The following is a 24,797-nucleotide window of genomic DNA, read 5'->3' as shown; positions in this document are numbered from 1 at the left end:
CCCTGCTCCCGAGGCTTGGGGAGGGGGAGCCCGCTTCATCGGGAGTCCCTGTTTTTGGGCCGTCGTCGAAGCATCGGAATCTGAATCGTCACCAGCGCTAACGCTGAGTCTCAAGGAGGTACGAAGATGGGGTACAAGCCAGAAGATATTCGATCGATTGCAATCGTCGCACATGGCGGAGCGGGAAAGACCTCGCTGACCGAGGCAATGCTGTTCGACACCGGCGTGATAAATCGGCTAGGTAGCGTAGAGAACGGCAACACCGTAACCGACTTCGGATCCGAGGAGCAAAAGCGTCAGATATCCATCAGCACGGCCCTCGCCAACGTGGAGTACGGGGGCAAGACCATATTCATGATGGATGTTCCCGGTTACGCAGACTTTCTGGGAGAGATGCGGTCCGCCATGAGGGTGGCCGATTCGTCCTTGATAGTCGTTAGCGCCGTGGACGGAGTCGAGGTCCAGACGGGAAAGGCCTGGGAGTTTGCCGAGGACTTCGGAACCCCCGTCGCCTTCTTCGTCAACAAGATGGACAGGGACAACGCCGACTATCAGAGAACGGTCGAGGATATCCGAGAGCAGCTCAGCAAAAAAGCTCATAGTTTTTTTCTGCCGATAGGTCAGGAATCGGAATTCAAGGGCCTTGTCGACGTCCTTCGGGAGAAGGCCTATATCTACAAGGGAGACGGCAGTAAGGATTTCGATGAGGTCCCGGTCCCGGCGGATCTAAAGGACACCATGAACGTCCAGAGAGGGCAGCTTGTGGAAAACATCGTCGAAGAAGACGACGACATGATGATGCGTTATCTCGACGGAGAGGAAATTCCCCTGGAGGAGATGTGGCCACTTCTAAGAAAGGCCATATCGGAGAGAAAAATATTCCCCATACTGCCCGGATCCGCGACGGCCAACGTCGGTATAATGCAGCTTCTCGGGGTGATCGCCGACGAGCTTCCCTCTCCCCTGGAGACCCGGTCCCGTATAGCCGTCGACGGCGAGGAAGAGGTCGAGATAACCCCCGATCCCTCCGGCCCGTTTTCCGCACTGTGTTTCAAGGTCATGGTCGACCCCTACGTAGGCAAGCTCAGCTTCATAAGGGTGAACTCTGGAACCTTGACCTCCGATCAGATGATATACAACGTCAACCGTCAGGAAGAGGAGCGCATAAGCGGCTTCAAGATCATGCAGGGCAAGGACGGCAAGGACGTAAAGGAACTTACCGTCGGCATGATCGTCGCCATCCCCAAGCTTCAGAGCACCAGAGTAGGCGATACCCTTTCGGTCAAGGGCGCTACCGCCGTATTCCCTCCGATAAAGTTCCCCCTTCCGGTCTACAGCATAGCGGTAGACGCCAAGAGCAGGGCCGACGAGGACAAGCTTTCCACCGCCATGCACAAGATGCTGGAGGAGGATCCTATACTAAAGTTCGAGAAGAATGCCGAGACCGGCGACAATGTCCTGTCCGGAATGGGCAACCTTCATCTGGACATAGTTCTCTCCCGCATAAAGGAACGTTACGGCGTAGAGCTGGAGGTCAGGACTCCTGAGGTTCCCTATAGAGAGACCATCAGGAAGACAGCCAAGGCCCAGGGAAAACACAAGAAACAGACCGGAGGTCACGGCCAGTATGGGGACGTTCACATAGAGTTCTCTCCTCTTCCGACCGGAGAGGGATTCGTCTTCGAGGACAAGATCGTCGGAGGGGCCGTGCCCAAACAGTACATCCCAGCGGTGGAGAAGGGACTCAAGGAAGCTCTCGAAAAAGGAGTCCTGGCGGGATTCCGCACCGTCGATTTCAAGGCCACTTTGGTGTTTGGCTCATATCACGATGTGGACAGCTCGGAGATGGCCTTCAAGACCGCTGCGCACCTGGCCTTCAAGAAGGGCATATCTGAGGCAAATCCGGTTCTTCTCGAGCCGGTCATGAACGTCGAGGTGACTGTGGCGGACGATTATCTTGGAGACGTCATGGGAGACATGAACACCCGTAGAGGGCGGATCATGGGAGTCGACTCCATGGGACGACTTCAGATAGTGAAGGCCCAGGTTCCCCTGGCGGAGATGTTCCAGTACGCCATCCAGCTTCGATCAATGACGTCCGGAAGAGGGAACTTCACCATGTCCTATTCCCACTACGATCCAGTCCCGGAGGAGATTTCCAAGAAGGTAATAGCAAGAAGGCAGTCACAGACGGAAGAGGAATAACATCCGATATAAAGGGCCCGGGAGAGACCCCGGGTCCTTTGCCGTTATCGTTTTAGGAGTAGGATCAGATCGTTCACGTTTGTTCCGGTAGGGCCGGTTGTTATCAGGTCCTCCGATGCCTTCAGGGCCCGGTAGCTATCGTTGTCCTCCAGGAGGGCGATCGGATCTATTCCAGAGGCCCTCATTCTGGAGATCGATCCTCCGTCAACCATCCCTCCCGCCGCATCGGTAGGACCGTCGGTTCCGTCGGATCCCACCGATGCCACCACGGCGTTATCGACTTTTTCCATCCCTACGGCGGCCGACAGGGCCAGCTCCTGATTCCTGCCGCCTTTGCCCTCTCCCTTGAGATGAACCACCGTTTCCCCTCCGAGAATCAAGGCCCTGGGGTTGTCTCTGCCTCTTTTCCTGGCGATGGCCGCCAGAAAGCTGCCAGCTTGTCGAGCCTCGCAGTTCAGGTCCTCCGCCAGGATTTCAGTCTCGTATCCCAGATGTTTCGCTTTTTCCGCCGCAGCGGAGCAGAGGCGGGAGACGTCTCCCAATACTATGGTCTCGACCTTTTCGATGGTCTTGGGCGTCTCTGTTTTCAGCGCTTCTTTCTCCGCCCGGGATAGCCTAATCCCGTATTTTACGGCTATCTCCATGGCCTCTTCCGCAGTGCCGTCGTCCGGGACTGTGGGACCGGAGGCCACCGAGCCGAGGTCATTCCCCAGCACGTCGGACAGTATCAGGTTGGTTATAGCGGAGGGGGCGGCAGCCAGTGCCAATCGCCCTGCCTTGACCTTCGAAAGCCTCTTCCTTATTTTGTTGATCTCCTCTATTGGAGCTCCGGAAGACAGAAGAGAATCGGTGATCTCTGCCATGTCCCTCAGGGAGACCCCTTCGAGAGGGAACTCCATCAGAGAGGATCCGCCTCCGGACAGGAGCACTAATAGACGGTCCTTTTTCGTCGTGGAATGGACAAGGTCGAGAGCGGCTTTACCGGCTTCCAGGCTTTTTTCGTCCGGAACGGGATGGCCGCTCTCGATTATATGCATTCCTGCGACGTCTCCTCCAGCGTGGCCGTATTTCGTCACGATCAAGCCCCTGGAGATCCTATCTCCGAGCACCTCCGACGCGGCATTGGCCATGGTCCAAGCCGCCTTACCCACTGCCAAGCAGACGATGGGGCCCTTCAGGTCCATCGATTGAAGGGTTTCTCTAGTCGATTGGTCCGGAAGATTTTTCTCCAGGCTGTAACGGATTATCTCCAGGCAGTCATCCCTGAGTTTTTTAGTCTTTTCCATTCGGTCTTTTCTCCTCCGGATCGGGAATAGAGAAGGGGCCGGAGGATTTCCTCCGACCCCGAAAATATCCTGGAAACGGTCTATCTTACCGCGGCCATCTCCAGGTCCATCCTTCTGGCGGTGGCGGACAGGATCCAGCCCAGGTCCTTGGCCTCTTCGAAGGCTCCGGGGCCCTGGTTGCAGGACACGGTTCTGCCTGTCATGTTTGTCATGGTGCCACGTTTCTCCGCCCATGCCGTCATGGGAAGGGCAAGTGTGGCCTTAGATGCCTCGGCCTTGCCGTTGGTCGATACGAGAGCCACGGAGGAGTTCAGCTCGAATCCCGATACCGTGCCTACCAATACGGTGAGGTCGTAGGATCCCTTCTTGATCTCCTCGATGGACTTGGTCGCGATCGATCCGTCTATGGCTCCCTGGACGTTGGCTCCTCTGTAAAGAGGGTAGACTGACTTGGTCTTGAGGGCGTCCGCCAGGGCGATCACTGCCTCTCCTGATTCGGAGTCGTATCCCGCGCCCTTGCCGACTATTATGGCGACCTTCTTGCTATTGCCGAGGAGTTCCGCTGCTTTGGCTATGTTCTCTCCGTTGATCTTTCCGTCGGCTACGGCGGATTTCAGGGCCTTGGCTACCTTGTCCACCGAGTCTTCCAGAACGACTGCTCCGCCCATGTCGAAACGGTCGCTGTGGTTTCCTGCGTAAATCATGGGGGCGCCGTTCTTTCTCATGGCCCGGCGAATCCAGGAGGCCATGACCGGCTGATCCTGAGAGAGATCGTCGTCAAGAAGCAGTACGCAGTCGGCCTCTATTAGGCTATCGTATCCGGCACCGGAGGACTTGCGGCCCCATGAACTCTCCATGGCCAAGGTCAGACCGGCGAAGCAGTCCACCCCGTCGACGGCGATGTCGGCATCGATTCCGGATATCTGGACGAACTCTTTTACCGCTCCCATCTCCTCGTTGGTCAGATTGCCCCCGAGGACGAATGCTACCTTGGATGCCTTCTTGACCGACTCCGCAAACTTAGTCGCTCCCTCGGACCAGGATATGGCCTTCCCCGACGCCATAGGTGAACCTAGGCGATCCTCTGCGACGTCGTCGAACTGGTAGCGTCCCTTGACACAGGTCATTCCGAAGGTCGGACTGTCTATCTTGTTGAAGTCGCTGGTGATCCTGACGATTCTCTCCTTCGATGTGTCGAGGTTCATGTCTATCTCGCATCCCACCGGGCACTTGGCGCAAGTGGTGCTGATGAGGGACGGTTTCTCCTGATGAGGCCAGCGCTCGGCTCTCTTCTCGACCAGGGCGCCTACGGGGCAGTTCTGGACGCAGAGACCGCAGAAGGTGCAGTCCGATGCGTCTATACCCTTGAAGTACTCGGGCGAGATGGTGGATGCGAAGCCCCTCTTTGCGAAATCTATGGCGTGGAAGCCGGCTATCTCGTCGCAGGTACGGACGCACTGTCCGCAGAGGATGCACTTGTCCATGTTGCGGACGTAGAACTCGTTGGCCTCCTCTATGCCCTTTCCGTGCTCGCCTGCCACCCTTTCCGGATCTACCTCGTAGTCTATGGCGTAGCGGCGTAGCTTACACTCGAACACGTCGGGACATCCACACTCCATGCAGCGGGAGGCGTCTCTGAGAACCTGCTCCTCCGTAAGCCCCTCATCGTATTCCTTGAAGGGCTTGCTGAGCCTTATGGCCGGATCGACGTGGGCGGTCTGCTCCCTGGGCTGTTTCTCCCTATCGAGGAAGTCGTCGGGCCCCAAGTCGTCTCGAACCACGTCGTAGACGAAGGGTTTCTTCGCCTTGCCTGTGGTCAGGTAGTGATGGATGCTTTCCGCAGCCCAGTGTCCCGTTCCAAGGGCCTCGACGGCTATCTTGGGGCCAGTCTGCTGGTCTCCGCATACGAACACGCCTGGGAGAGGGGTCTCGAAGTCTCCGTCGACGGTCATCCTGCGTCCGTCGTGGATGGAGGAGGGCAGTCCCTGGAAATCGATTCCCTGACCGATGGCGGCTATGACGTTGTCCAGCTCGAGGGTGAATGTCTCTCCGGTCGGTATCGGCCGACGTCTGCCGGAGGCGTCGGCCTCGCCGAGCTCCATCTTTTCGCAGATCATCCTCTCGACCTTCCCGTCTCCCTCGATGGACTTGGGAGCTGCCAGGAAGATGAACTCGATACCTTCCTCCTTGGCCTCCTGTATCTCTATGTCTTCCGCTGGCATCTCTGCCTCGGTGCGGCGATACACGATGTAGACCTTTTCCGCTCCGAGCCTCTTTGCACAGCGACAGGCGTCCATGGCGGTGTTGCCGCCTCCAACCACAGCCACTCTGTTACCGATTTTGACCGGATCGTGAAGGTTGACGGTGTAGAGGAAGTCTATTCCACCCAGAACTCCGGGAAGATCCTCTCCTGCTGTCCTCATGGAGGAGGATTTCCAGCACCCCATGGCCAGGAGAACTGCGTCGTATTCGTCCCTGAGCTGATCGAGGGTTACGTCCTTACCCATGCAGGTGTTGAGCTTGACCTCTATGCCGTGGGACAGAAGCCAATCGCATTCCTTCTGTATGACCTCCTGAGGAAGACGGTAGTCCGGTATGCCGTAACGCATCATGCCGCCGAGAGCGGCCTCTTTCTCTATCACCGTGACGGAATATCCCTTGAGACGGAGGTAATAGGCGGCGCTCATCCCTCCGGGGCCACCTCCGACGATTGCTACGGATTTTCCGTTTTCCTCTATGGAGGGGACGTGCCCGAGGTCGTCGTTCTCTATGGCTTTGTCTCCGATGAACCTCTTGATGTTGCGTATCGATACCGGTTCCTCGTCGACGAAATGTCTGCGGCATTTCTCCTGGCAGGGAGCGGGGCAGACCCGTCCTATCGAGCTCGGCAGGACGATGTTTTCGTGGAGGATGTCCAGGGCCTCGGCAAACTTACCCTGGGCCGCCGTGTTGATGTAGCCCTGTACGTTTGCCTGAGCGGGGCAGGCCAGGGTACAGGGAGGCCTGCAGTCTCCTACGTGGTCCGACAGGAGAAGCTCAAGGGCCAGTCTTCTGGCGTCGTTGGCCCTTTTAGTGTCGGTCCTTAACACCATGTTGGGCGCTATAGTGGAGGAACAGGCTCTGACGAGGGCCTTGGCGCCTTCCACCTCGACCAAACACAGTGAACAGCCTCCGTGGATCGATAGGTGTTCGTTGTAACAGAGTGTGGGAATCTCCACACCGCACTCGGCGCAGAGGTCCAGTATTTTCTGTCCCTGATAGCCGTAGACTTCCTTGCCGTTGAGGATAACTCTTACGTTTCTTTCCATAGCCATGAGCCTCCTACTCCACAGAGATGGCGCCCACGGGGCAGCTCACCTTGCACTTGCCGCATCTGATGCAGATGGAATCGTCGATGACGTGCGGTTTCTTTATCTCTCCGGATATGGCGTCCACCGGGCAATTCTTGGCGCACTTGGTGCAGCCGATGCACTTTTCCGGATCTATGATGTAGTGTATCAGGGACGGACAGACCGTCGCGGGGCATCTGTGGTCCACGATATGTGCCATGTACTCGTCCTTGAAGTATTTTATGGTCGTCAGAACCGGATTAGGTGCTGTCTGACCCAGTCCGCAGAGGGAGCCGTCCTTTATCTGGTGGCACAGCTCCAAAAGGAGATCTATATCGCTTTCCTTGCCCTCTCCCTTGGTTATACGGTCCAGGATCTCCAGCATCCTCTTGGTTCCTATGCGGCAGAAGGGGCATTTTCCGCAGGACTCGTTCTGTACGAAGGACAGGAAGAAGCGGGCGACGTCGATCATGCAGGTGTCCTCGTCCATGACGACCATGCCGCCCGATCCCATTATGGCTCCTGTGGCGTTGATGGACTCGTAGTCAACGGGGGTGTCAAGGAGCTCCTTCGGTATGCAGCCACCGGAGGGGCCTCCCATCTGGACAGCCTTGAACTCCTTGTCGTCCGGAATACCTCCGCCTATGTCGTATATAACCTCGCGGATGGGCATACCCATGGGAACCTCTACCAGGCCTCCCTTGGCGATCTTCCCTGCCAGGGCGAAGACCTTGGTGCCGCGGCTCTTTCCGATGCCGTATTTGGAGAACTCCTTGGATCCGTTCCTGATTATCCAGGCCACGTTTGCGTAGGTCTCGACGTTGTTTATGTTGGTGGGTTTGCCGAAAACCCCGCTCTGGGCCGGGAACGGAGGTCTGGGACGGGGCATACCCCTCTTTCCCTCGATGGAGGCGATCAGTGCCGTCTCCTCTCCGCAGACGAAAGCCCCGGCTCCCTCCTTTATCTTGAGATCGAAGGAGAAACCGCTGCCCATGATATCCTCTCCGAGGAAGCCCCTTTCCTTGGCCTGCTCGATGGCGATGTTGAGGTTCTTGATCGCCAGAGGATACTCGGCGCGGCAATATATTATGCCGTGGCTGGCTCCGATGGCGTAGCCGCATATGGCCATCCCCTCGATTATGGCGTGTGGGTCTCCTTCCAGGACCGATCTGTCCATAAAGGCGCCCGGGTCTCCCTCGTCGGCGTTGCAGACTACGTATTTTTCGTCGCCTTTGGATAGGTTGGCGAACTTCCATTTCAGCCCCGTCGGGAATCCGGCTCCGCCTCTTCCTCTGAGACCGCTGTCGAGGACCTCGGTGTATACTTGCTCGGAGGTCATGGAAGAGACCACCTTCTTAAGGGCGTCGTAACCCTCTCTCTCTATGTATTCGTCTATCTTCTCAGGGTCGATTATCCCGCAGTTGCGAAGGACTATGCGGACCTGCTTGTCCATCCTGGGGTTTTCCATTCCGGATCCGTCGGAGTCGAGCACCAGGGCCTGGTCCAGCCTGTTGCCTCCCAGGACGTGTTTCTTGACGATATCCTCCACCGACTCTTCTGTGACGTGGCCGTACATGGTGGATTTGCCGTCCACCTCCACCTCGACCAGAGGCTCCTGGAAACATAGGCCTATGCAGCCGACCTTCCTGATCTCTATCTCCGGGTGTCCTTCGAGCAGTGTCCTGAGTTTGGCCTCTACCGGGCGGGCTCCCGCCGCGATCCCGCAGCTTCCCATCCCTATTTTTACTATAGTCTGAGACATGTCCAGTCCTCCTTAACCCTTTTTACGGTAGTCTTCCAGGATCTCGATGGACTTCGGCGGCGTAAGCAGTCCATGGACGTTGTCTCCCACCATCATCACTGGAGCCAGACTGCAGCATCCCAGACAGGCGACATGTTGAAGGGTAAAAATCCCGTCCTCGGTGGTCTCGCCTTCCTCTATTCCCAGGTGCCTTGCCACCTCTTCCGCCACAGAAGCGGACCCTTGAACGTGGCATGCGGTACCTCGGCAGATACGTATGACGTACTTGCCCTCGGGTTGAAGCCGGAACATGGCGTAAAAGGTAGCCACTCCGAACATCTCCGAGGCGGATATGTCCATTTTTCTGGAGACGTAGGTCACGGCCTCCTCCGCGACGTAACCGTACTCCTTCTGGATATCCGCCAAAAGCGGGATGGTTATCCCCTTCTTGCCTTGATAGCGCTGGACGATGGGATCCAGACGCTGCGTCAGCTCGTTCGAGCTGACGGTGGTTGTGGATGACATCAAATTCCTCCTCCTCACAATGCGATCACGAGAATTGCAATGCATTCATTATACTCGATTGATGAGGAAATGCCATTGCAAATACGAGCTTTTTGTTCAATCGTTTCTCCATTGAATTACCTGCATTTATGCCTTAGATTTTTTGAGATGATACTTTTAGATGCTTTTATTGATGTTATTTGTTTTTGTCGCTGATGGACTCTAGACATTTCAATGATGCTTTTTTTCTTTAAGACCTCTCATGGGAAGCTTTCCTACGGTTTGTTTTTAAGATCTAAATCGAGCAAACTTCCTCTTTATTTGATATGATAATCACCTACAGATGTAGTGTAGAGATTGCCGAAAGAGGAGGCGATTTAGATGTTAGATGCGACTTTTTTCAACGGAGTGGCCCCTTCGAGCTTGAATGAAGATCGATTAAAAGAGGCTGCCGCCTGGATAGACCAGGGGGTTCAGGAGGGATTGCCGGGATTTGGTTGGATGAAATTACCCGATGCGGATATCGGTTCTGTTTTGGAGATCTCCGAGTGGTTGAGGAAGTTCGACTCCATCGTTCAGATCGGCATAGGCGGCTCTTCCCTGGGCAACCTGATGCTTCATCAGGCTCTGCTGCCCCCCTATTTCAACGAGATGGACAGAATTGAGAGGGGAGACGTCCCCAGATTCTACATGGCGGATAATCTCGACGAGGGAGAGAATCAGGCTATATGGAACAGGATAGACCCGAAGGATACCGCTTTTATAGTGGTGAGTAAGTCCGGGAGAACCCTGGAGACCATGGGTAATTTCCTCCTGTTCTGGGAGCGTATGACAGAGGCTCTGGGGAAAGAGGCTTTCTCTAGGTTGGTGGTCATAACCGACGCCGAAGACGGTCTGCTACGTCGGTTCGTGGAGGAATCGGGATGCCGAAGCTTGATCCTCCCAGGGGACGTAGGGGGGCGTTACTCCGTTCTTTCATCCGTCGGGCTCCTTTCCGCCGCCGCTTTGGGGATAGACGTCGAAAAGCTGTTGGAGGGAGCCTCAGAGGTCAGAGAGGCCCTTTCCGGCGACGGGGTTCCAGGGGATAATCTGGCGTGGGTCATGGCCTGGAATCTGCTTTATCAGCTGGAGACTGGAAGGTCGAATACGGTTTTCATGCCCTACGGAGACAGGATGGAACGTCTTTCTGAATGGTTCTGCCAACTCTGGGCGGAGAGCCTCGGCAAGGGCGGTACGGGGTTCTCTCCTTTGAGGGCACTGGGAGCGGTCGATCAGCATTCTCAGCTTCAGCTCTACTCACAGGGACCGGACGATAAAGCCTACATAGTTCTGGGGGTAAGGCCGAGAGGTCGATTCGCCATAAAAGGGTCGATAATGCCATCCTTGGAGGAGCTTTCCTTTCTAGACGGATTGACCCAGGAGGATATTCTCGATCATGAGAGAAGGGCAATAGTGGCCGTTTTGGCCGGAGAAAACAGGCCGGTGTTTTCAATAACCATGGATAGCCTGGACGAGAGGACAATGGGAGGTCTGATATTCTTTCTGGAATACCTGACCGCCCTGACCGGTCGCCTGATGAAGATATCCCCTTTCGACCAACCTGGAGTAGAGCTTGGTAAAAAATACGCAAACGGATTGGCCGGGAAGAAAGAGGATAGCTGCTACGTGAACTTGGTTCAGGAGGTAGAGGAAAGGTTTAGAACAGGCAGGGTCGAGATCTAGTCTTCGGCCTGCCAGCGGTCTTTCCCGTCTATCGATCTAAGAGCGTGAAGTATGTTCTGCTTTACGTCGGGAAACCTTGCCGTCAGGTCGGAGACCAATTCCTTGGCCCTGGTCCTCTCTGTCTCCAGGGAAAAGGGGCAGGTGTAGCGAACAAGGGGGAGCTCCATCCTCGAGGTTTCCTGCAATATAGCCTTTTCCGTAAGGTAAAGGAGCGGTCTTATGAGGTTCATATCGCTGTTGCTTTGCCATATTCTGGGCTGGAAGGATCTGAACCTGCCGGTGCGGAATAGGTTCATTAAGGCTGTCTCGACGGCATCGTCTAGGTTGTGCCCTAGGGCCACCGTGTTGCCTCCCATCTCTTTAGCGTAGCTGTTAAGGATGCCTCTTCTCATGTTGGCGCAGAAGCTACAGGGGGATCTCTCCTCTCTGATACGTATTATCTCTTCTATAGGGTGGGGTACCACCTTATAGGGAATTTCCAGCTCGTAGCAGAGTTTCTCCATAGGAGACACGTCCCAGTTTCCCCCTGAAATGTCGACGCTACAGGCGGAAAGATCGAATTTAACCGGGCTCCATCTTCGGATCTGGCTGAGAGCCACCAGGAGAAAGACGCTGTCCTTTCCGCCGGATAGCCCGACTACGACATGGTCTCCTTCGGAGACCATGTCGTAGTCGAAGATAGCTTTTCCGATCTTTCCCCTTATTCTGTTTCCGAGACTATGTTTTTTCATCTATATATCACCTTTTATTTCGTTTGAGGTATAGTGTTCCACTAAACCGGCTCATTATGATAGCATATGAAGCGCTCTCAAGGAGGGGTATCCGTAATGGAGGAGGGGTATCCGTAATGGAAAAAATTCGCATGGTTCTCATAGACGATCACAAGCTTTTTCGAGACGGGATGAAAAAACTCTTAGAGATGGAGCCGGATTTTTCGCTGGAGGGAGAGGCTTCGGACGGAATCGAGGGGCTTGCCCTTATAAAAAGGTCGAGGCCGGACGTTGTCTTGCTGGATATAGGAATGCCCAACCTGGACGGTATAGGACTTATAAGGGAGCTCAGGAGCACGGAGCAAAACACCAAATTCGTCGCTATAACCGCTTTTAACGATGAGAGGAAGCTCTCGGAGCTATCCTCCGTAGGGGTCCACGGATTCGTGCTGAAGTCTTCGGGGAGGACAGAGCTTCTATCGGCGATTCGTTCGGTCGCGAGGGGACAGTGTTACGTGGATCCTAAAGTGGCGGGGCTGCTCTTAGGGGCTTTTCACAAAAAACAGGACGAGGCCGATATGCTTTGCGACCTGACCGACAGGGAGAAAGAGGTCCTTTTCTGGCTAGCCCAGGGACTCAGTAACCTGGAGATATCGGCGAAGATGAACCTCTCCGAGAAAACGGTAAAAAACCATGTCAGCCACATACTTAAAAAGCTGGATCTCAGGGACAGAACCCAGGCGGCCATATTGGCATGGAGAGTCGGAATAGCCGAATCCTCGGAGGAATAGACAGAGACGAAGACGGCGGGAAGAAGGATTTCCTTCTTTCCGCCGTATATTGTTTTAACTGCTTCCGGAAGCAGATAGGGAGCTGAACGTGCTGGAAAGAGACGATGCCTGATAGTTCAGTTTGGTCATCTGTTCCTCCATGGCAGCGTATTGTTTATACATGTTCAGCTGCTGGGTGGTGATTCTTTCCTCGTAGTCCTTTATCCTCTGTTGAAGCTGTGTGACCTCGTTTTCCCAGACGTTTATCTGGCTTGGTATACGGCCCTCTTTGGTAGAGGTGTCTCCTATCGCCACGGTAGAGGTGCTTACCACGCTGTCGAACTGGGTGTCTAGACTCTCCGATATCGTCTTTACGAGTTTTTGGACCGAGTCCGAATCGGTAGCCATAGCCTCCATAAACTTATCCGTGTCGAACTCGAGCTTCCCGCTTTTTCCGAAGTCGGTCTCCTCGGTGGAGATCCCTATCTGGTAAAGCATGTTGAAGGTGTCCTCGTCATCGCCTACCGACTCGGAAATGATCTTCCTGAGGTTGGACTTGGTCTGCCATAGAACGGTGTCGCCCGCCAAGAGTCCCTTCCTTCGGCTCAAGTCATCTTCCGGAACGGCCTTTGTGTCCGAGTTGGGACTATCAGAATAGTTATAGGTCTTCTCCTCGGATCGGACGTTTATGTATTCCATGAGATCGTTGTAGCTTTCGACGAAGGCTTGGATGGACTCGACCGCCTTCTGGGCGTTCAAAGTGACCTCCATGTTCACCTCTCCGACTCCCTGGAGGTTCAGGGTTGCGCCACCTATGAGATCGTCTATCTCGTTGGAGGATCTCGTGACGTCTATCCCGTTGACGGTCAAGGAGGCGTCCTGGGCGTCCCTGTGATGGGTGGCGTCCTCCGTCAATATTCCCAGTTCGCCGAGAAGGCTGTTATCCGTGTTCGAGTAGTCTATCGAGAAGGTTGCGCCGTCTGCGGGTTTGGAGCCGATCCAGTGGATCGCCCATTTTTCCTCGTCACCTGGATCCTCTACGATCTCGTAATCCGTTCCCTCCGTGTATCCTGCGATGCTTACGGTCGCTGTGTCCAACTTCTCCACGTCGATGGTGTCGTAGTCGGATCCGACTGTCCTGGTCAGGTCTTTGGAAAGGGTCTCCCTTATCTCGTACAGCCCGAAGGTGTTGGCGTCGTAGTCGTAAGACACGTCGTAGGTGCTGGTTTCGCTGGGACGGCTGGCCCCTATCCAGTGTATCTGATATCCACCGGTGGCTGAGTCGGCTATTACCTCGAAGTCGGTTCCTTTTTCGTAAGTGGTGGACCCGACTGTTATGTCCCCTATGGAGCTTGGATCTATTCCGTTGGCTCCCAGTAGGTCGTAGTCGCCGCTTTCCCTGGTGACCTCCTCCGTGAAGGAACTTGATCCCAGTCCGGTGTTCTTGCTCTCTACGACTAGCCTGTTGTCTATCAAATAGGCATCAAGCCCTATGTCGGCGGATCGTATCTTCTCGGCTACGGTCCTGAGCGAGTCGCTGCTCTCGTAGGTTATCTCCGCAGCATTTGTGCCGATCCGTACGAAGAAGGATCCAGACTTTCCTAAGGGTGCCGAGGAGCTATCTTGACGATCGGATAGCCGTCTCTCCGCTACGGCGAGGCTGTTTACTTTTATGTTCCACTCATCTATCTGGGCGGAAGGCTCCAGGTCGACCTTTAAAATGGCGTCGGAGCTTTCGTTGCTTCCCACCACCACGAGCTCCGGGGTCTTTGATGTAAAGGTAGATTCCAGCTTAAGGGGGTCCAGGGAGGATTGAGCCGCCTTGACGGAGGAAGAGAACTCCTGGTAGAGATAAATCTTGTCGTTTAATAACTGAATCTTGTCGTACCAAGGGTCCTCGTTCTTTCTGAGAGCCGCCATCTGTTCATCTATGATGTCTCCCCAGTCGAGACCAGATGACAGGCCGGTCATCTGAGTCGTCGGCAAACTGATCGACATATACCACACCTCCTGAGAGAGATTTGACATTGAAACTCTATTTGGTTATCGGAGAGATCGGCTTTTCGGTTGAGCCCAGGTCTTTAAGCTCCGCTCGTGCTACAATACCACAATGAGGCTAAGGGCGATATGGAGGAGTGATGTTTCTTTATGGATCTGTTTATAGACGGAGTTCCTTTTTCCATACTGCACATTGAAAGCCTGTCCAGGGAAGAGCTGTTGGACATTGTTCTGGAGGAATTGGCCGGACGTGGGCTCGTTCTGAAGGAGATAGTCAGCCACGGAGAGGCCCTGAGCGAGGAGTCTTTTCTCTCCATCCCCGACGGTGTAGAGGTCGATTTTCTTTCCGATACGAAAGAGGGAATAATTAATAGGATCATTCTGGAGCTTCGAGAATCGCTGGATCGTTGTATTTCCATCGCGGAAGGTTGGATATCCCAGAGATCGGAGTTCCCGGACGAAAACTCGATGGAACGGTGGGTCGAGTCCATGGAATGGATCGTAGAGGTCATGTCCGAGCTGAACGACTTAGGCGAAGAGGGTCCTCTTTTTTCCGACGTGGAGTCTTTTAAACTGGAGCTGGAACGCTGGAGGACTATCTCGGTTGAATCTCCGGAGCGAACGGTTCCCGAACTGGAAGAGATGGTTTTCAAGCTGGATCTGTTGAGAGATAAACTGGAAGACCTGGAGTCCCTCCGTCGAAATCTATCCGAGGGAGAGGAAGTCGTGAAAGGAGACGATGTCTGAGGTGTCTCTGAGAAAAGGACTGGCTATCTTCCTTCTGCTATCTTTCGGGGTTAGTTCCGTGGTTCTCGCCTTCAGCGTCGATGGATCGACCTGGAGTACCTTGTTGACCGCCCGAAAAGGTCCGATGGCTCTGGCTTTTCTGCTGGTGTTGGGAGCCTGGCTGTGCGACGCCATAAGGTTTTGCTCATTGGCTCGGGCGATGGACAGAAAAATATCGATCCCGAACGGGATTATCCTCACCTGGCTTCACTATTTCGGGTGCGCTGTAACGCCTATGCAGGTAGGGGGAGGTCCTTTTCAGGTATATGTTCTGTATCGTTCGGGCGTACCCATAGGGAAAGGAGTTGCCATAACCTTGGTTAGGACCCTCCTGACCACGTTCATCCTTTCGGTGGCGGCACCTCTTTCTTTTCTTCTAAATCCTAGATTCATGAATGAGAGTCCTTTCTTGGTAGGCATTTTCTACTATGTTCTTCTCATATCGATTTTAGCTTGGGGCGCCTTCGGGATCAGTGTCGTTCGCCCTGATCTGGTGAAAAAAGCGGGGTCGGTGCTGGTGTTGTGGCTCAATCGTTTCAACGTGATAGGTAAGTATAAGATCCTCTGTACAATAAGAAGGATAAACCTTGAGATAGACGGATATTCGGCCAACCTGAGATACCTCTTTTCCAGAGGTATAGGGTGTTTTACCCTGGCATTCGTCATGTCCTTGCTTCACCTGGTGTTTCTGTTTTCCGTATTGCCCTGCTTGATCTGGTCCATAGGGTTGGAGGTCAACTACGTCGAAAGTTTCCTTGCGCAGGCGATATTCCTCTTCGTGCTTTATTTCGTTCCGACCCCGGGGGCCAGTGGCGTCGCCGAAGGAGGGGGCGCGGCTATATTCGGGCTTCTGGTCCCCTGGAGTATGGCGGGAGTGACGGCCATCGCCTGGAGATTTTTTACCGAATATCTGGCGATCATAATGGGAGCTATTGTGGCGGTACGGTTCATAGGTTGGGGTACTGCCGAGATGATAATCAAAAACAGGCGAAGGGAATGTGATGATCTTGAACTTGCCAAAAGCGGACGGGAGAGCTGAGTTCGACTGGATACGGGCAGAGGCCTTTCGTCTCAGAGGAGGAATATGGACGGCCCTTTTCCTGGCCATATTGGCTGTAGCCCGTCCGACTGCTACGACTATACTCGTTGGAGCTTTGCCGGTCCTGTTGGGGCAGGCTCTTAGATGTTGGGCAGTAGGATGTATAGTTCTATATAGAGGAGAGAGGGTCAAGGCTCGTAGGTTGGTTACCTGGGGGCCATACTCGATATGTAGAAACCCTCTCTACGTGGCGAATGGGCTGATAGGCCTGGGATGGGGGATAATGGCGGGGCCTTTGGCTCTTTCTCTCTTTCTCGTCGTCTTCGTAATTCTTTACGGCTTTCTGATAGTCCCTTGGGAAGAACGATTTTTGTCCGAGAAGTTCGGCAAGGCTTTTGACGACTACCGTAAAAGAGTGGGGACGTTTTGGCCCAAGATTTGGCCTCCCAGGGTATCCTCCGGGCCTTTCGACTATTCCGTCATATGGAATAGCGAGAAACACAGTATGTTGGTGACGGTGGTGGGGACCTCATTGTTGTTATCCAGGTTATGGTGGTGAATTGAGATCAAAAAAGGACGCTGGCCGGGAATGCCCCGAGTCGGCGTCCTTTTTTCGTTTTAAAATCTGGCTATGTATCCTCCGTACAGCCTCTTCCAGGTGTTCTCGAAAACCTCCTGAGGAGAGGGGGAGATTCGAGCCAGCCCCTCCCTTATGCATGACTGAGCCACCGCTTCGGCTATTCTCGGAGTCAGTTCATCGGAAAATATAAAGGGAGTAATGTGATCTGCCCTAAGCCGTCGAGGATCTACGTTCGCCGCATATTCCTTTGCCGCCTCCATCTGGACGTTGAAGTTCAATCCCGTGGCTCTGACGTCCAGAAGGCCTCTGGTTATTCCTGGGAATACCTTGAGGTTGGGCATGGTGTTGGGGCCTTCGATCAGGCCGCAGCCGACTACCTCCGCACCTGCCGCCTTGGCTTCTTCCGGGTCCATCTCGGGTTCCGGTCTGGAAAGGGGAAAAACGATGCTTCGTGGAGCCATCAAGGCTACATCGTCTCTTCCGAAGGCTCCTACCTTGCCTGTAAGGCCTATCAGGATATCCGCATCCTTTGCGGCCTCTTTTATTCCCCCTCTGATCCCCTCGGGGTTGAGTCTGTCCAGTATAAACCTCTGAACTCCGTTCAAGTCGTCCATGTCTTCGTGGATGATGCCTCTTCTGTTGAGCATAACTACGTTTGTCGCTCCGGCGTAGAGCATCAGTTCCGCCGTAGCTACCGCCGAGGTCCCGGCTCCCACTATGACGATCTTTGCCAACGAGAGATCCTTCTCCACGACCTTGAGAGCGTTTATAAGAGATCCCAGTATGACGACGGATGAGCAGTGCATGTCGTCACCGAAAATGGGGATCTCCAGCTCTTTTCGAAGCCTTTTTACCAAGTCGAAATCTATCGGACTCTTTACGTCCTCTACGTTTATAGCTCCGAAGCTCGGTTCCAGAAGGCGACAGAAACTCATTATCTCATCCATATCGTTGGATTTTATACAAAGAGGTATGGCGTCGATGTCTCCGAAATGTTTATAGAGCAGGCTTTTGCCCTCTATCATGGGAAGTGCCGCCTCAGGGCCGTAGTCTCCGAATCCCAAAACGGAGGTTCCGTTCGAGACTATGGCGAGACGATTGCTCTTTCCCGTGTAGTCGTAAACCAGCTCTTTATCCCTTAAAATTTCGCCGGACGCCACAGCTCCTCCCTGTATGTAGGCAAGGCTTATATCCTTCTTGTTCCTTACCGACACGTTAGGGGATAGCTTTATCTTGCCCTTAGCCTTGCGGTGAAGTTCCAACGCTTCATTTCGGTCAACGGTCATGGAAGTCACTCCTCTCGATATGTCTTCCCGTCTGTTTTACGCCTTGCGATTTCGTCGAAATCTATAATCATACCGTCCTCGGCCGACAACACCTGGGTACGCTCGTTGGAGAGTCCAGCTGCTATTTTCGAGGGGGACGATTCCAGTATCCTGGTCCCTAGGTGGGTCATAAGCAGCAGCTTCGGCGAGATCTCCTCAAGGAGTTTCTCCATGTCCGGGACGGATAGATGCTCTATTCTGCCGACCTTTTCGAGCAATGTGGTATTGGCCACCACCACGTCGCAGTCGGAGAAGAAATCGGGTATCTCCGCGATATAGGCTGTGTCGCTGATAATTCCCCAGGTCGGGAAATTTCCTATGAATTTTAGTCCGTAACACTCGACCCCGTGGTGTCTCAATCTCAGGGGAATAACCTCTCCTTTAGGGAAGGGGACAGGCATGCCGTCTTCCCATAGGTGGATCTCCGCTATTCTTCGCTTTAGGTATCCGAAAAGCACCGGTTCCTCCGATATGGCGTCCGAAGGCAGGGCCACGAGACCTCCGGGGCGGCGTCCTCCTCCGGTCATCGCTTCCGCTATCACGTTGAAATCTCCGCTGTGGTCTATATGACGATGGGTCAAGAGCATTCCGTCGATCCTGTTGGGATCCACTGTAGGTCTCAGCGAGCACATACGGACCAGCGCTCCTGGGCCGGGATCTATCGCCAGTATGAGCCCGTCCAAGGAAGCCACCATTCCTCCGGAGCTTCTCCTCTGGTTTATGACGTTGAATCTGGTTCCGGCGGTCCCCAAAAAGACCAGGCCGTTGACCGGAAGTATCTGACACAATTACTTAAACAGAGGGAGCAGTTGCTTGAACTCCGGTGTTCCGGATACCTTTATCAACTGGTAGACCACCGATTCAATAGGAAGAACGTGAACGCCGCAGGCCGACATATTTCGCAGGGCTATCTCGTGGTTGCCGTTTTCCCTGCTGCCACATCCGTCCGCTACCACCGTAACCTCGAAGTCTCTCTCGAGAAGCTGCATGGCCGTCGTATGCACGCATATATGGCTCTCTATTCCGAAGAGGACCACCTGGTTTCTTCTGGTACAGCGAAAGAAATCATCAAAGCCCTCCTCATCGAAACATCCGAAGGCCTTTTTCTCGAAAACATCGTCAGGCGATATCTCTTCTGCCAGTCCGGGAACAGTGGTCCCCAATCCCTTCGGGTATTGTTCCGTAACCTTCAAAGGTATCTCCATCGCCTGGGACGCCTTTATGAGCTTCTTTGCATTGAGCTCCACCGACTCCTTCCCGTATATGGCGGGCAGGAGCTTCTCCTGAACGTCGATCATCAACATAACCGTGTTCTTAGGTCGCAATATCTGTGGATTCATGGTAAGCACCTCCATTCGTGAATACATGACCATTATGCCACAGGTGAGGATTTGTCGGTATCGGAAACAGAGGATTTATGCTATCCTTACCACCGTTATCGAGATCCAGGGGGTGGATTGAATGACAGAAAAGAACGATAATCTCGAGCGTTGGACTGTAAGCGAGGTGCTGGAGGCCATGTCTAAGCCCGGCTATCCCGAATACATAGTAAAAGCTGTGGAACAGATACAGCTCTGGATGAAGGAGGGACTCGATCCTTCGGTGCAATCAGGAGACCCCTTTCACGCCGATTACGACAGACTTTACTACCAGCTGGATTGGCTGAGGAATCACGTTACTTTTTTGGGAGAAGACGGACAGGGAGCTTTTTCGGAGGCCATAGTGGTCTCTTTAGATCCCGGTGATCAGGACGAGGCCATGAGGATGGCGGTGGACCACGTAGCGATATTCAGCGATGGAGAATGCAAAAGGGTGTGGATATTGAGCGACTCCTGGCTTCCCGGTGAGATCTTCAGATATCGACGTCATCTGGAGACCCTTAGGGCCAGAGGTGTGGATTTCCATTTCCTGCTGATAACCCCGGAAGGATGGACGGAAATTCCACTTTACGGTGAGAACCAAGGCGAACTTCTGGGTTGGCAACGGGGGGCTACCGGTGTAACCGGAAACGAAGGCCCTAAGGGCAAAGAGGGCAATAAATAGTTTGACGAAATCTACCTACGATTGTATAATTTCCTTCGTCCGGGGTGTAGCGCAGTCTGGTTAGCGTGCCTCGTTCGGGACGAGGAGGTCGGAGGTTCAAATCCTCTCACCCCGACCAGACCGAAAGGAAAACGATCTCGATTTTTGTCGAGGTCGTTTTTTTTACAGCTTTATCTTTGTTGACTATCTTTGACTATTTCGATATAATCTGCCCGAAAGAGGTGAAGACCATGGCCGTGGAGAGGGTAGCCCAGAACAGGAAAGCCCGGCACGACTATTTTATACTGGATACCTTTGAGTGCGGCTTAGTCCTTACTGGAACGGAGATAAAATCCGTCAGAGCTGGACGAGTCAACCTTAAGGACGGTTATGCCAAGCTGGAAAAAGGCGAGCTGTGGTTGATGAACGTTCACATTTCACCTTACGAAAACGCCAGCTGGAGGCAACACGACCCGACCCAGAGGCGAAAGCTTTTGATGCATCGGTCGGAGATACGCAAGCTTTCAGGAAAGATAAAGGAACGAGGTTTTACGTTGGTTCCTTTGTCCATGTACATAAAGGACGGTCGATGGGCCAAGATAGAGCTTGGATTGGCGAAGGGTAAAGCCCTTCACGACAAAAGACAATCCCTTGCAGAAGAGGACGCCAAGCGTACCATGGCAAGGGAGATCAGGAACAGACAGAAAGTTTAACATGGGGGCGACTGGTTTCGACTGGTATGTCGGAAGTCTGGAAGCAGGCCGAGCGATGACCGTAAGTCATCACTAAATGAACTGACAACAATTACGCTCTGGCAGCTTAATTAAGCGGCCGCCCGACCGAAAGGGAGCGCTCGCAGATTCGGAAGGGCTATCAACGCGGGCGACGTATGGTGTTGTCTCGGATGGGAAACGATAGTGTTCTGTCGATCACAGATCGTTTCTCCCGTAGTTAAAGAGATCGACTAAGCCTGTAGCCGTCCATTCATACACGACATGTTAGGACCGGGGTTCGAATCCCCGCGCCTCCACCATTAGCTATTTCGTAGCCGTCGGGATCGTCGCAGATCCCGACGGCTACTGTGTTTGTGGGTTGACCGTCTTTTGTCAATGTCGTATATTTTGCCTGGATCGGGGTATAAAAGTGTCCCCGGCGGTGTCTCCGAAGATTTGGAGACACCAGGAAGAGGTGACTGATATGGCTTTGACGAACGTCGAGATTAAAAGGGCGACCCCGAGAGAAAAACGCTATACGATGCGAGACTCCGAAGGCCTTTGGCTGGAAATCACCCCCGCCGGGAAAAAGACCTGGAAGGTTCGCTTTAAAGCTCAGGGGCGGGAGATCAAACATACGCTGGGCAGATATCCCGACATATCGCTGAAAGAGGCACGATTGAAGCGTGACGAAATCCGGCTGGAATTGGTCAACCACAAAAGCGTTCCTGAAGGAACCTTCAAGGCCTTGGCCGAGGAATGGTTCGAGCGTCAGGTCGTCCCGGTGCGTACCCATGGCCACGCCAGAACGATAAGATCGAGGCTCGACAGGCTTATCCTGCCATATTTGGGAGACAAGCCGCCGGCGGATATAGACGCTCCGGAGCTACTAGCCATCCTTCGGCGGATAGAGGACCAGGGACACGTTGAGACGGCTCACAGGGTGTCTCAGATAGTGGGGCAGGTCCTGCGGTATGGAATAGCCACGGGGCAGGCCAGACACGACATAACGGCCGATCTGAAAGGGGCGCTGATACCGCGGAAACCGGAGCACTTTCCTACGCTGACGGATCCCAAAAAGATAGGCGGGCTCATGAGGGCGATACAAGCCTTCTCCGGCTCGGTTGTCGTGCGTTGCGCCATGCTGTTTCAGATATACACGGCGGTACGCCCCGGAGAGATGCGGAAGGCGGAATGGAAGGAGATCGACGGAGATCTCTGGAAGATCCCGGCCGAGAGGATGAAGAAACGCAGGCCTCACCTGGTGCCTTTGTCGAGCCAGGCAATAGGGGTGCTGGAGGAGATACGCCCCCTCACCGGGGGAGGGGAGCTGATATTCCCCTCCGTAAGGAGCAAAACCCGTCCGATAAGCGACATGACTGTGAATGCGGCTCTACGGCGCATGGGCTACGCTCAAAACGAGCTTACCGGTCACGGCTTCAGAGCGATGTTCTCCACGATAGCCAACGAATGTCAGTGGCCCTCGAACGTCATAGAGCTACAGCTTGCCCACGTGGACAAGAACTCCGTCCGTGCGGCGTACAACCACGCCGAGCTGTTGGACAAGCGGAGAGAGCTCTTGCAGTGGTGGGGAGACTGGCTGGATGGAGTAAGATTGTAGTAAACGGACCAGAATCGAGTGCTCTGGTCCGTTTTGTTAGTTTTCTTCTACCGTAATTTGTGTGTTCTGTTGTATGGAAATTGCCATGATGTATTCTGCCTTTTTTGTCTTATCTGACCCTTCTATAGGCGTTGTCTCTACTCGGAGTGTGCATTGGACTAATTTATCTAGGCTTGTCTTTATGGTGGTTGTGATCTCATTGTCTCTATCATTAAAGTATGGTTTTATGTATCTCTTTCTTTCTTTTAATTTTAAGGTTATTTTTTTATCAACAAGATCTATGCCTTTTACGATTCCCAATACGCTTATGGTTTCTTCGTTGGGATCTGCTTCTTCGGAAATGGTTGATATGGTTTTTTGAGCCACCTTGGAATCTATCATGCGGTATTGTTTGTTGTTGACATTTTGAATAAAAAGCCTATTTTTGTCTATCGCAATTTCTTCCAAAAAAGCCTTGTAAGCTCGCATGGCTTCTTGTCCCAGAGAATGAGCTTTAGTCGTTATCCTTTCCTTGTTGTCCCTGCAATCCATTAATTCATATATTTCTTGCATTGTTAGCTGAAGCAATCGTTCTGATTCTCCAAACAAGAGACCGTTCTCTTCTCCCTCTTGTTCGTTAAAAGTAACCCTTTCTGCTAAAGCCATTCCAAAAGAGCCCCCAAAATTAAACGCAAAGTCTAGTTGGGTTAGGTCTGTGGACTGTATTCCTTTCAAGCATTCTTTTTCATGGGGGTTTTTTCTTTTTGAAGCTAAGATTTTTGCACCTATAGTGTCTACGAGTCTTTGGAGTTTGGATAGTATCTTGCCGAAAGAGAGGATAGAAATCCTATGTCCATTTACACAAATTCCCTCGATACTCAACATTAAAAGTTGTAAATTTTTTCTGTTTTCGTTTTGAGTTGAATAAAATCGAGACAGAATCTTGCAAGCATTTAAACAGTTTTTTCTTACATTGGCTATGATAGTCTCATGTTGGTCAATTTCTAGAAAAAAATCACTTGTAAAATCTAATTTTTTTATTTGAATGTGTGTAAAGGACAAAAGCTCTTCAATTTCCTTGGTATCTATATTTTCGCAGATAGCAAGTCTTTCCAGGAGAGCTACAGAAAATTCTTCGATCAGTTCTAATTCTCTGCCTGTCATTGATTGTAGCGATATTACCTCAGCAAAATCGTTAGGGTCGTTGGCTATATATTTACGCGATCTGTAGACGAATTGATTTACCTGTATGAGTTCTTTTTTTATTTCATGTAAAGGGCGTCTTGTCTCTTCTAAGTGGAGAGAATTTCCTGAAGTGGGGGGCTTGTTGTATTTAGATTTGTCGAACACACTATCAGCCCCTTTGGATAACTCTTCAGCCGCTATCTCTATTATACCCTTAGGATTCTTCATTCGATCATGCCCAAAAAAATCATACCAATAGATACTTCTTTCGATCGAATCGCGGTATTTAGGGTCGGTTTGGGGATAGATTGGGCACGCATAAGAATCGCAATGATAAATTTTTTTTGTTTTTTTACCGCAAAAAAAATTATTTATAAGTTTATTTGCTAAATCAGCGTCTTTTTTAGCTATTTCATTTATTTTTGGTCCATCTAAAAAAGAAACTAAATCTATGTCTCCTGGGTTAGTTTTATTGGTAGTGTAGCTACCATCTATTATTTGGTGTGTGCAAATTCCTATGTGCGCAAACTCTCTGAGGAGTTTTTGATACCCGTTGAATATGCCTTCTCTTGTTGTTTCTGCGAATGAAGCAACAAAACGAATATAAAATTCTTCGATTCCAGCAGAATACGTTCCGGCTGGTAGATTGCCATTGGCATCAAAACAAGGGAGCGGCATGAGTCAATCCTCCTAGGGTTGTATTGAGTGAGTTAAAAAAAATAAAAACTTCGATCAATTTCAATTACTTTTTCATTCTTATTCTTTCCTCCAGCCGTATTTGCATGGCTAAAGGGCTGACTCCGAATATCTGCGCCAGTTGCTTTGTGTCGTGCTTGTAGTGAATTGATTGAAGAGCCGTCTTGGGCATGAGGAGTTCCGCCGCGAAGACGTTGGCCGCCTGTTCCTCTCTAGGAACCCATGACTCCGGAGAGTCCAGGGAAAAGGCGGCTTGGTGGCCGAGGACATAATGTCCCAGTTCGTGAGCCACGGTGAAGCGGCGGCGTTCGTAGGGTAGGGCGGTGGAGACAAGGATGATCTTTCGGTCTCCGTGAATGAAGAGAGTGCCGTCGATGTGTCTGGCTTTACTGTGGCAGATTTCGATCCCCAACTTCCGACAGAGTTTGCTTAGCCGAATGGGGATCATCCGTTCCATTCCGTATTTGCCTAACAGGGTTCGGGCCATCACCCGGATTCTGGTACCGTTGTTTGTCATTCAACACTCTCCATAAATTTTGAGAGGATCGCAACTGGTGGCTACTAATAAAAATACAAGAGAGGCTTT

General features: G+C 52.6%; 20 protein-coding genes, 1 tRNA gene and 1 other RNA gene. 11 read left to right on the top strand and 11 right to left on the bottom strand.

Annotation, left to right across the window (positions count from 1 at the left end; translation table 11 throughout):
- Window positions 1-126: 126 nt before the first annotated feature.
- A complete protein-coding gene (fusA, locus tag DPEP_RS00355; RefSeq protein ID WP_005658584.1) occupies window positions 127-2,205 on the top strand; it encodes an elongation factor G in 2,079 nt (692 codons plus the stop codon).
- A gap of 44 nt (window positions 2,206-2,249) precedes the next feature.
- On the opposite strand, the gene DPEP_RS00350 is transcribed toward fusA, so the two are convergent.
- The 4 genes from DPEP_RS00350 to nuoE form a co-directional block, all read right to left on the bottom strand.
- A complete protein-coding gene (locus tag DPEP_RS00350; protein WP_005658582.1) occupies window positions 2,250-3,491 on the bottom strand; it encodes a glycerate kinase type-2 family protein in 1,242 nt (413 codons plus the stop codon).
- Between the two features lie 80 nt (window positions 3,492-3,571).
- Window positions 3,572-6,799: an FAD-dependent oxidoreductase gene (locus DPEP_RS00345; RefSeq protein WP_005658580.1), complete on the bottom strand. Its 3,228-nt coding sequence runs from the start codon at window positions 6,797-6,799 to the stop codon at window positions 3,572-3,574.
- Window positions 6,800-6,812: 13 nt separating this feature from the next.
- The gene (locus DPEP_RS00340) at window positions 6,813-8,582 is read right to left on the bottom strand and encodes an NADH-ubiquinone oxidoreductase-F iron-sulfur binding region domain-containing protein (RefSeq protein WP_005658578.1); all 1,770 of its coding nucleotides are present in this window, start codon (window positions 8,580-8,582) and stop codon (window positions 6,813-6,815) included.
- 12 nt (window positions 8,583-8,594) lie between these two features.
- The gene (nuoE, locus tag DPEP_RS00335) at window positions 8,595-9,086 is read right to left on the bottom strand and encodes an NADH-quinone oxidoreductase subunit NuoE (RefSeq protein ID WP_005658575.1); all 492 of its coding nucleotides are present in this window, start codon (window positions 9,084-9,086) and stop codon (window positions 8,595-8,597) included.
- Between the two features lie 360 nt (window positions 9,087-9,446).
- Between nuoE and DPEP_RS00330 the strand changes: the two genes are divergently transcribed.
- A complete protein-coding gene (locus DPEP_RS00330; RefSeq protein ID WP_005658572.1) occupies window positions 9,447-10,787 on the top strand; it encodes a glucose-6-phosphate isomerase in 1,341 nt (446 codons plus the stop codon).
- On the opposite strand, the gene DPEP_RS00325 is transcribed toward DPEP_RS00330, so the two are convergent.
- Window positions 10,784-11,518 (bottom strand): tRNA 2-thiocytidine(32) synthetase TtcA, encoded by a 735-nt coding sequence (locus DPEP_RS00325; protein WP_005658566.1) that lies wholly within the window; start codon window positions 11,516-11,518, stop codon window positions 10,784-10,786. The genes DPEP_RS00330 and DPEP_RS00325 overlap by 4 nt on opposite strands.
- Window positions 11,519-11,634: 116 nt before the next feature.
- On the opposite strand from DPEP_RS00325, the gene DPEP_RS00320 reads away from it, so the two are divergent.
- Window positions 11,635-12,288: a response regulator gene (locus DPEP_RS00320; RefSeq protein WP_005658564.1), complete on the top strand. Its 654-nt coding sequence runs from the start codon at window positions 11,635-11,637 to the stop codon at window positions 12,286-12,288.
- Between the two features lie 54 nt (window positions 12,289-12,342).
- Here the strand turns inward: DPEP_RS00320 and fliD are convergent, their stop codons facing one another.
- Window positions 12,343-14,265: a flagellar filament capping protein FliD gene (gene fliD / locus DPEP_RS12525; protein WP_005658560.1), complete on the bottom strand. Its 1,923-nt coding sequence runs from the start codon at window positions 14,263-14,265 to the stop codon at window positions 12,343-12,345.
- Window positions 14,266-14,415: 150 nt separating this feature from the next.
- Here fliD and DPEP_RS00310 point away from each other — a divergent pair, with 150 nt between their 5' ends.
- The 3 genes from DPEP_RS00310 to DPEP_RS00300 are packed head-to-tail and all read left to right on the top strand — an operon-like array spanning window position 14,416 to window position 16,649.
- The gene (locus tag DPEP_RS00310; protein WP_005658557.1) at window positions 14,416-15,012 is read left to right on the top strand and encodes a hypothetical protein; all 597 of its coding nucleotides are present in this window, start codon (window positions 14,416-14,418) and stop codon (window positions 15,010-15,012) included.
- Entirely contained in the window at window positions 15,005-16,090 is a 1,086-nt protein-coding gene (locus DPEP_RS00305) for a lysylphosphatidylglycerol synthase transmembrane domain-containing protein (RefSeq protein ID WP_241760450.1), read from the top strand. Before DPEP_RS00310 ends, DPEP_RS00305 begins: the two co-directional genes overlap by 8 nt.
- Complete coding sequence (locus DPEP_RS00300; RefSeq protein WP_005658553.1) at window positions 16,053-16,649, top strand: methyltransferase family protein; 597 nt, start codon at window positions 16,053-16,055, stop codon at window positions 16,647-16,649. Before DPEP_RS00305 ends, DPEP_RS00300 begins: the two co-directional genes overlap by 38 nt.
- Before the next feature lie 59 nt (window positions 16,650-16,708).
- Here DPEP_RS00300 and DPEP_RS00295 read toward each other — a convergent pair whose 3' ends face one another.
- Genes DPEP_RS00295 through DPEP_RS00285 form a run of 3 tightly spaced genes read right to left on the bottom strand, consistent with a single transcriptional unit; the run spans window position 16,709 to window position 19,335 of the window.
- Window positions 16,709-17,956 carry an NAD(P)-dependent malic enzyme gene (locus DPEP_RS00295; protein ID WP_005658551.1) on the bottom strand — a complete coding sequence of 416 codons (1,248 nt, stop codon included), beginning with the start codon at window positions 17,954-17,956 and terminating at the stop codon, window positions 16,709-16,711.
- A gap of 5 nt (window positions 17,957-17,961) precedes the next feature.
- A complete protein-coding gene (locus DPEP_RS00290; RefSeq protein WP_005658549.1) occupies window positions 17,962-18,783 on the bottom strand; it encodes an MBL fold metallo-hydrolase in 822 nt (273 codons plus the stop codon).
- Window positions 18,784-19,335, bottom strand: coding sequence for an isochorismatase family protein (locus tag DPEP_RS00285; RefSeq protein ID WP_005658547.1), 552 nt, complete (start codon window positions 19,333-19,335; stop codon window positions 18,784-18,786). It abuts the gene before it with no gap.
- A gap of 121 nt (window positions 19,336-19,456) precedes the next feature.
- Between DPEP_RS00285 and DPEP_RS00280 the strand changes: the two genes are divergently transcribed.
- The 5 genes from DPEP_RS00280 to DPEP_RS00265 all read left to right on the top strand — a co-directional run bounded on the left by DPEP_RS00280 (window position 19,457) and on the right by DPEP_RS00265 (window position 22,351).
- Window positions 19,457-20,038, top strand: coding sequence for a hypothetical protein (locus DPEP_RS00280; protein WP_005658546.1), 582 nt, complete (start codon window positions 19,457-19,459; stop codon window positions 20,036-20,038).
- A gap of 40 nt (window positions 20,039-20,078) precedes the next feature.
- A tRNA-Pro gene (locus DPEP_RS00275) sits at window positions 20,079-20,156 on the top strand.
- 58 nt (window positions 20,157-20,214) lie between these two features.
- Complete coding sequence (gene smpB / locus DPEP_RS00270) at window positions 20,215-20,730, top strand: SsrA-binding protein SmpB (RefSeq protein ID WP_198003005.1); 516 nt, start codon at window positions 20,215-20,217, stop codon at window positions 20,728-20,730.
- Window positions 20,731-20,733: 3 nt separating this feature from the next.
- Window positions 20,734-21,050, top strand: a transfer-messenger RNA (tmRNA) gene (gene ssrA / locus DPEP_RS12945).
- A 164-nt stretch (window positions 21,051-21,214) separates the two neighbouring features.
- On the top strand, window positions 21,215-22,351 hold the full coding sequence (locus tag DPEP_RS00265) for a tyrosine-type recombinase/integrase (protein WP_005658543.1): 1,137 nt from the start codon (window positions 21,215-21,217) through the stop codon (window positions 22,349-22,351).
- 36 nt (window positions 22,352-22,387) lie between these two features.
- Here the strand turns inward: DPEP_RS00265 and DPEP_RS00260 are convergent, their stop codons facing one another.
- Window positions 22,388-24,193, bottom strand: coding sequence for a DUF6932 family protein (locus tag DPEP_RS00260; protein WP_005658542.1), 1,806 nt, complete (start codon window positions 24,191-24,193; stop codon window positions 22,388-22,390).
- Between the two features lie 64 nt (window positions 24,194-24,257).
- Window positions 24,258-24,728: an ImmA/IrrE family metallo-endopeptidase gene (locus DPEP_RS12520; RefSeq protein WP_005658541.1), complete on the bottom strand. Its 471-nt coding sequence runs from the start codon at window positions 24,726-24,728 to the stop codon at window positions 24,258-24,260.
- Window positions 24,729-24,797 lie beyond the last annotated feature (69 nt).

The sequence above is a fragment of the Dethiosulfovibrio peptidovorans DSM 11002 genome (genome assembly GCF_000172975.1).
GTDB lineage: Bacteria > Synergistota > Synergistia > Synergistales > Dethiosulfovibrionaceae > Dethiosulfovibrio > Dethiosulfovibrio peptidovorans.
Note: the sequence above shows the minus strand (reverse complement) of the source record. Positions and strands in the feature narration are given on the sequence as shown.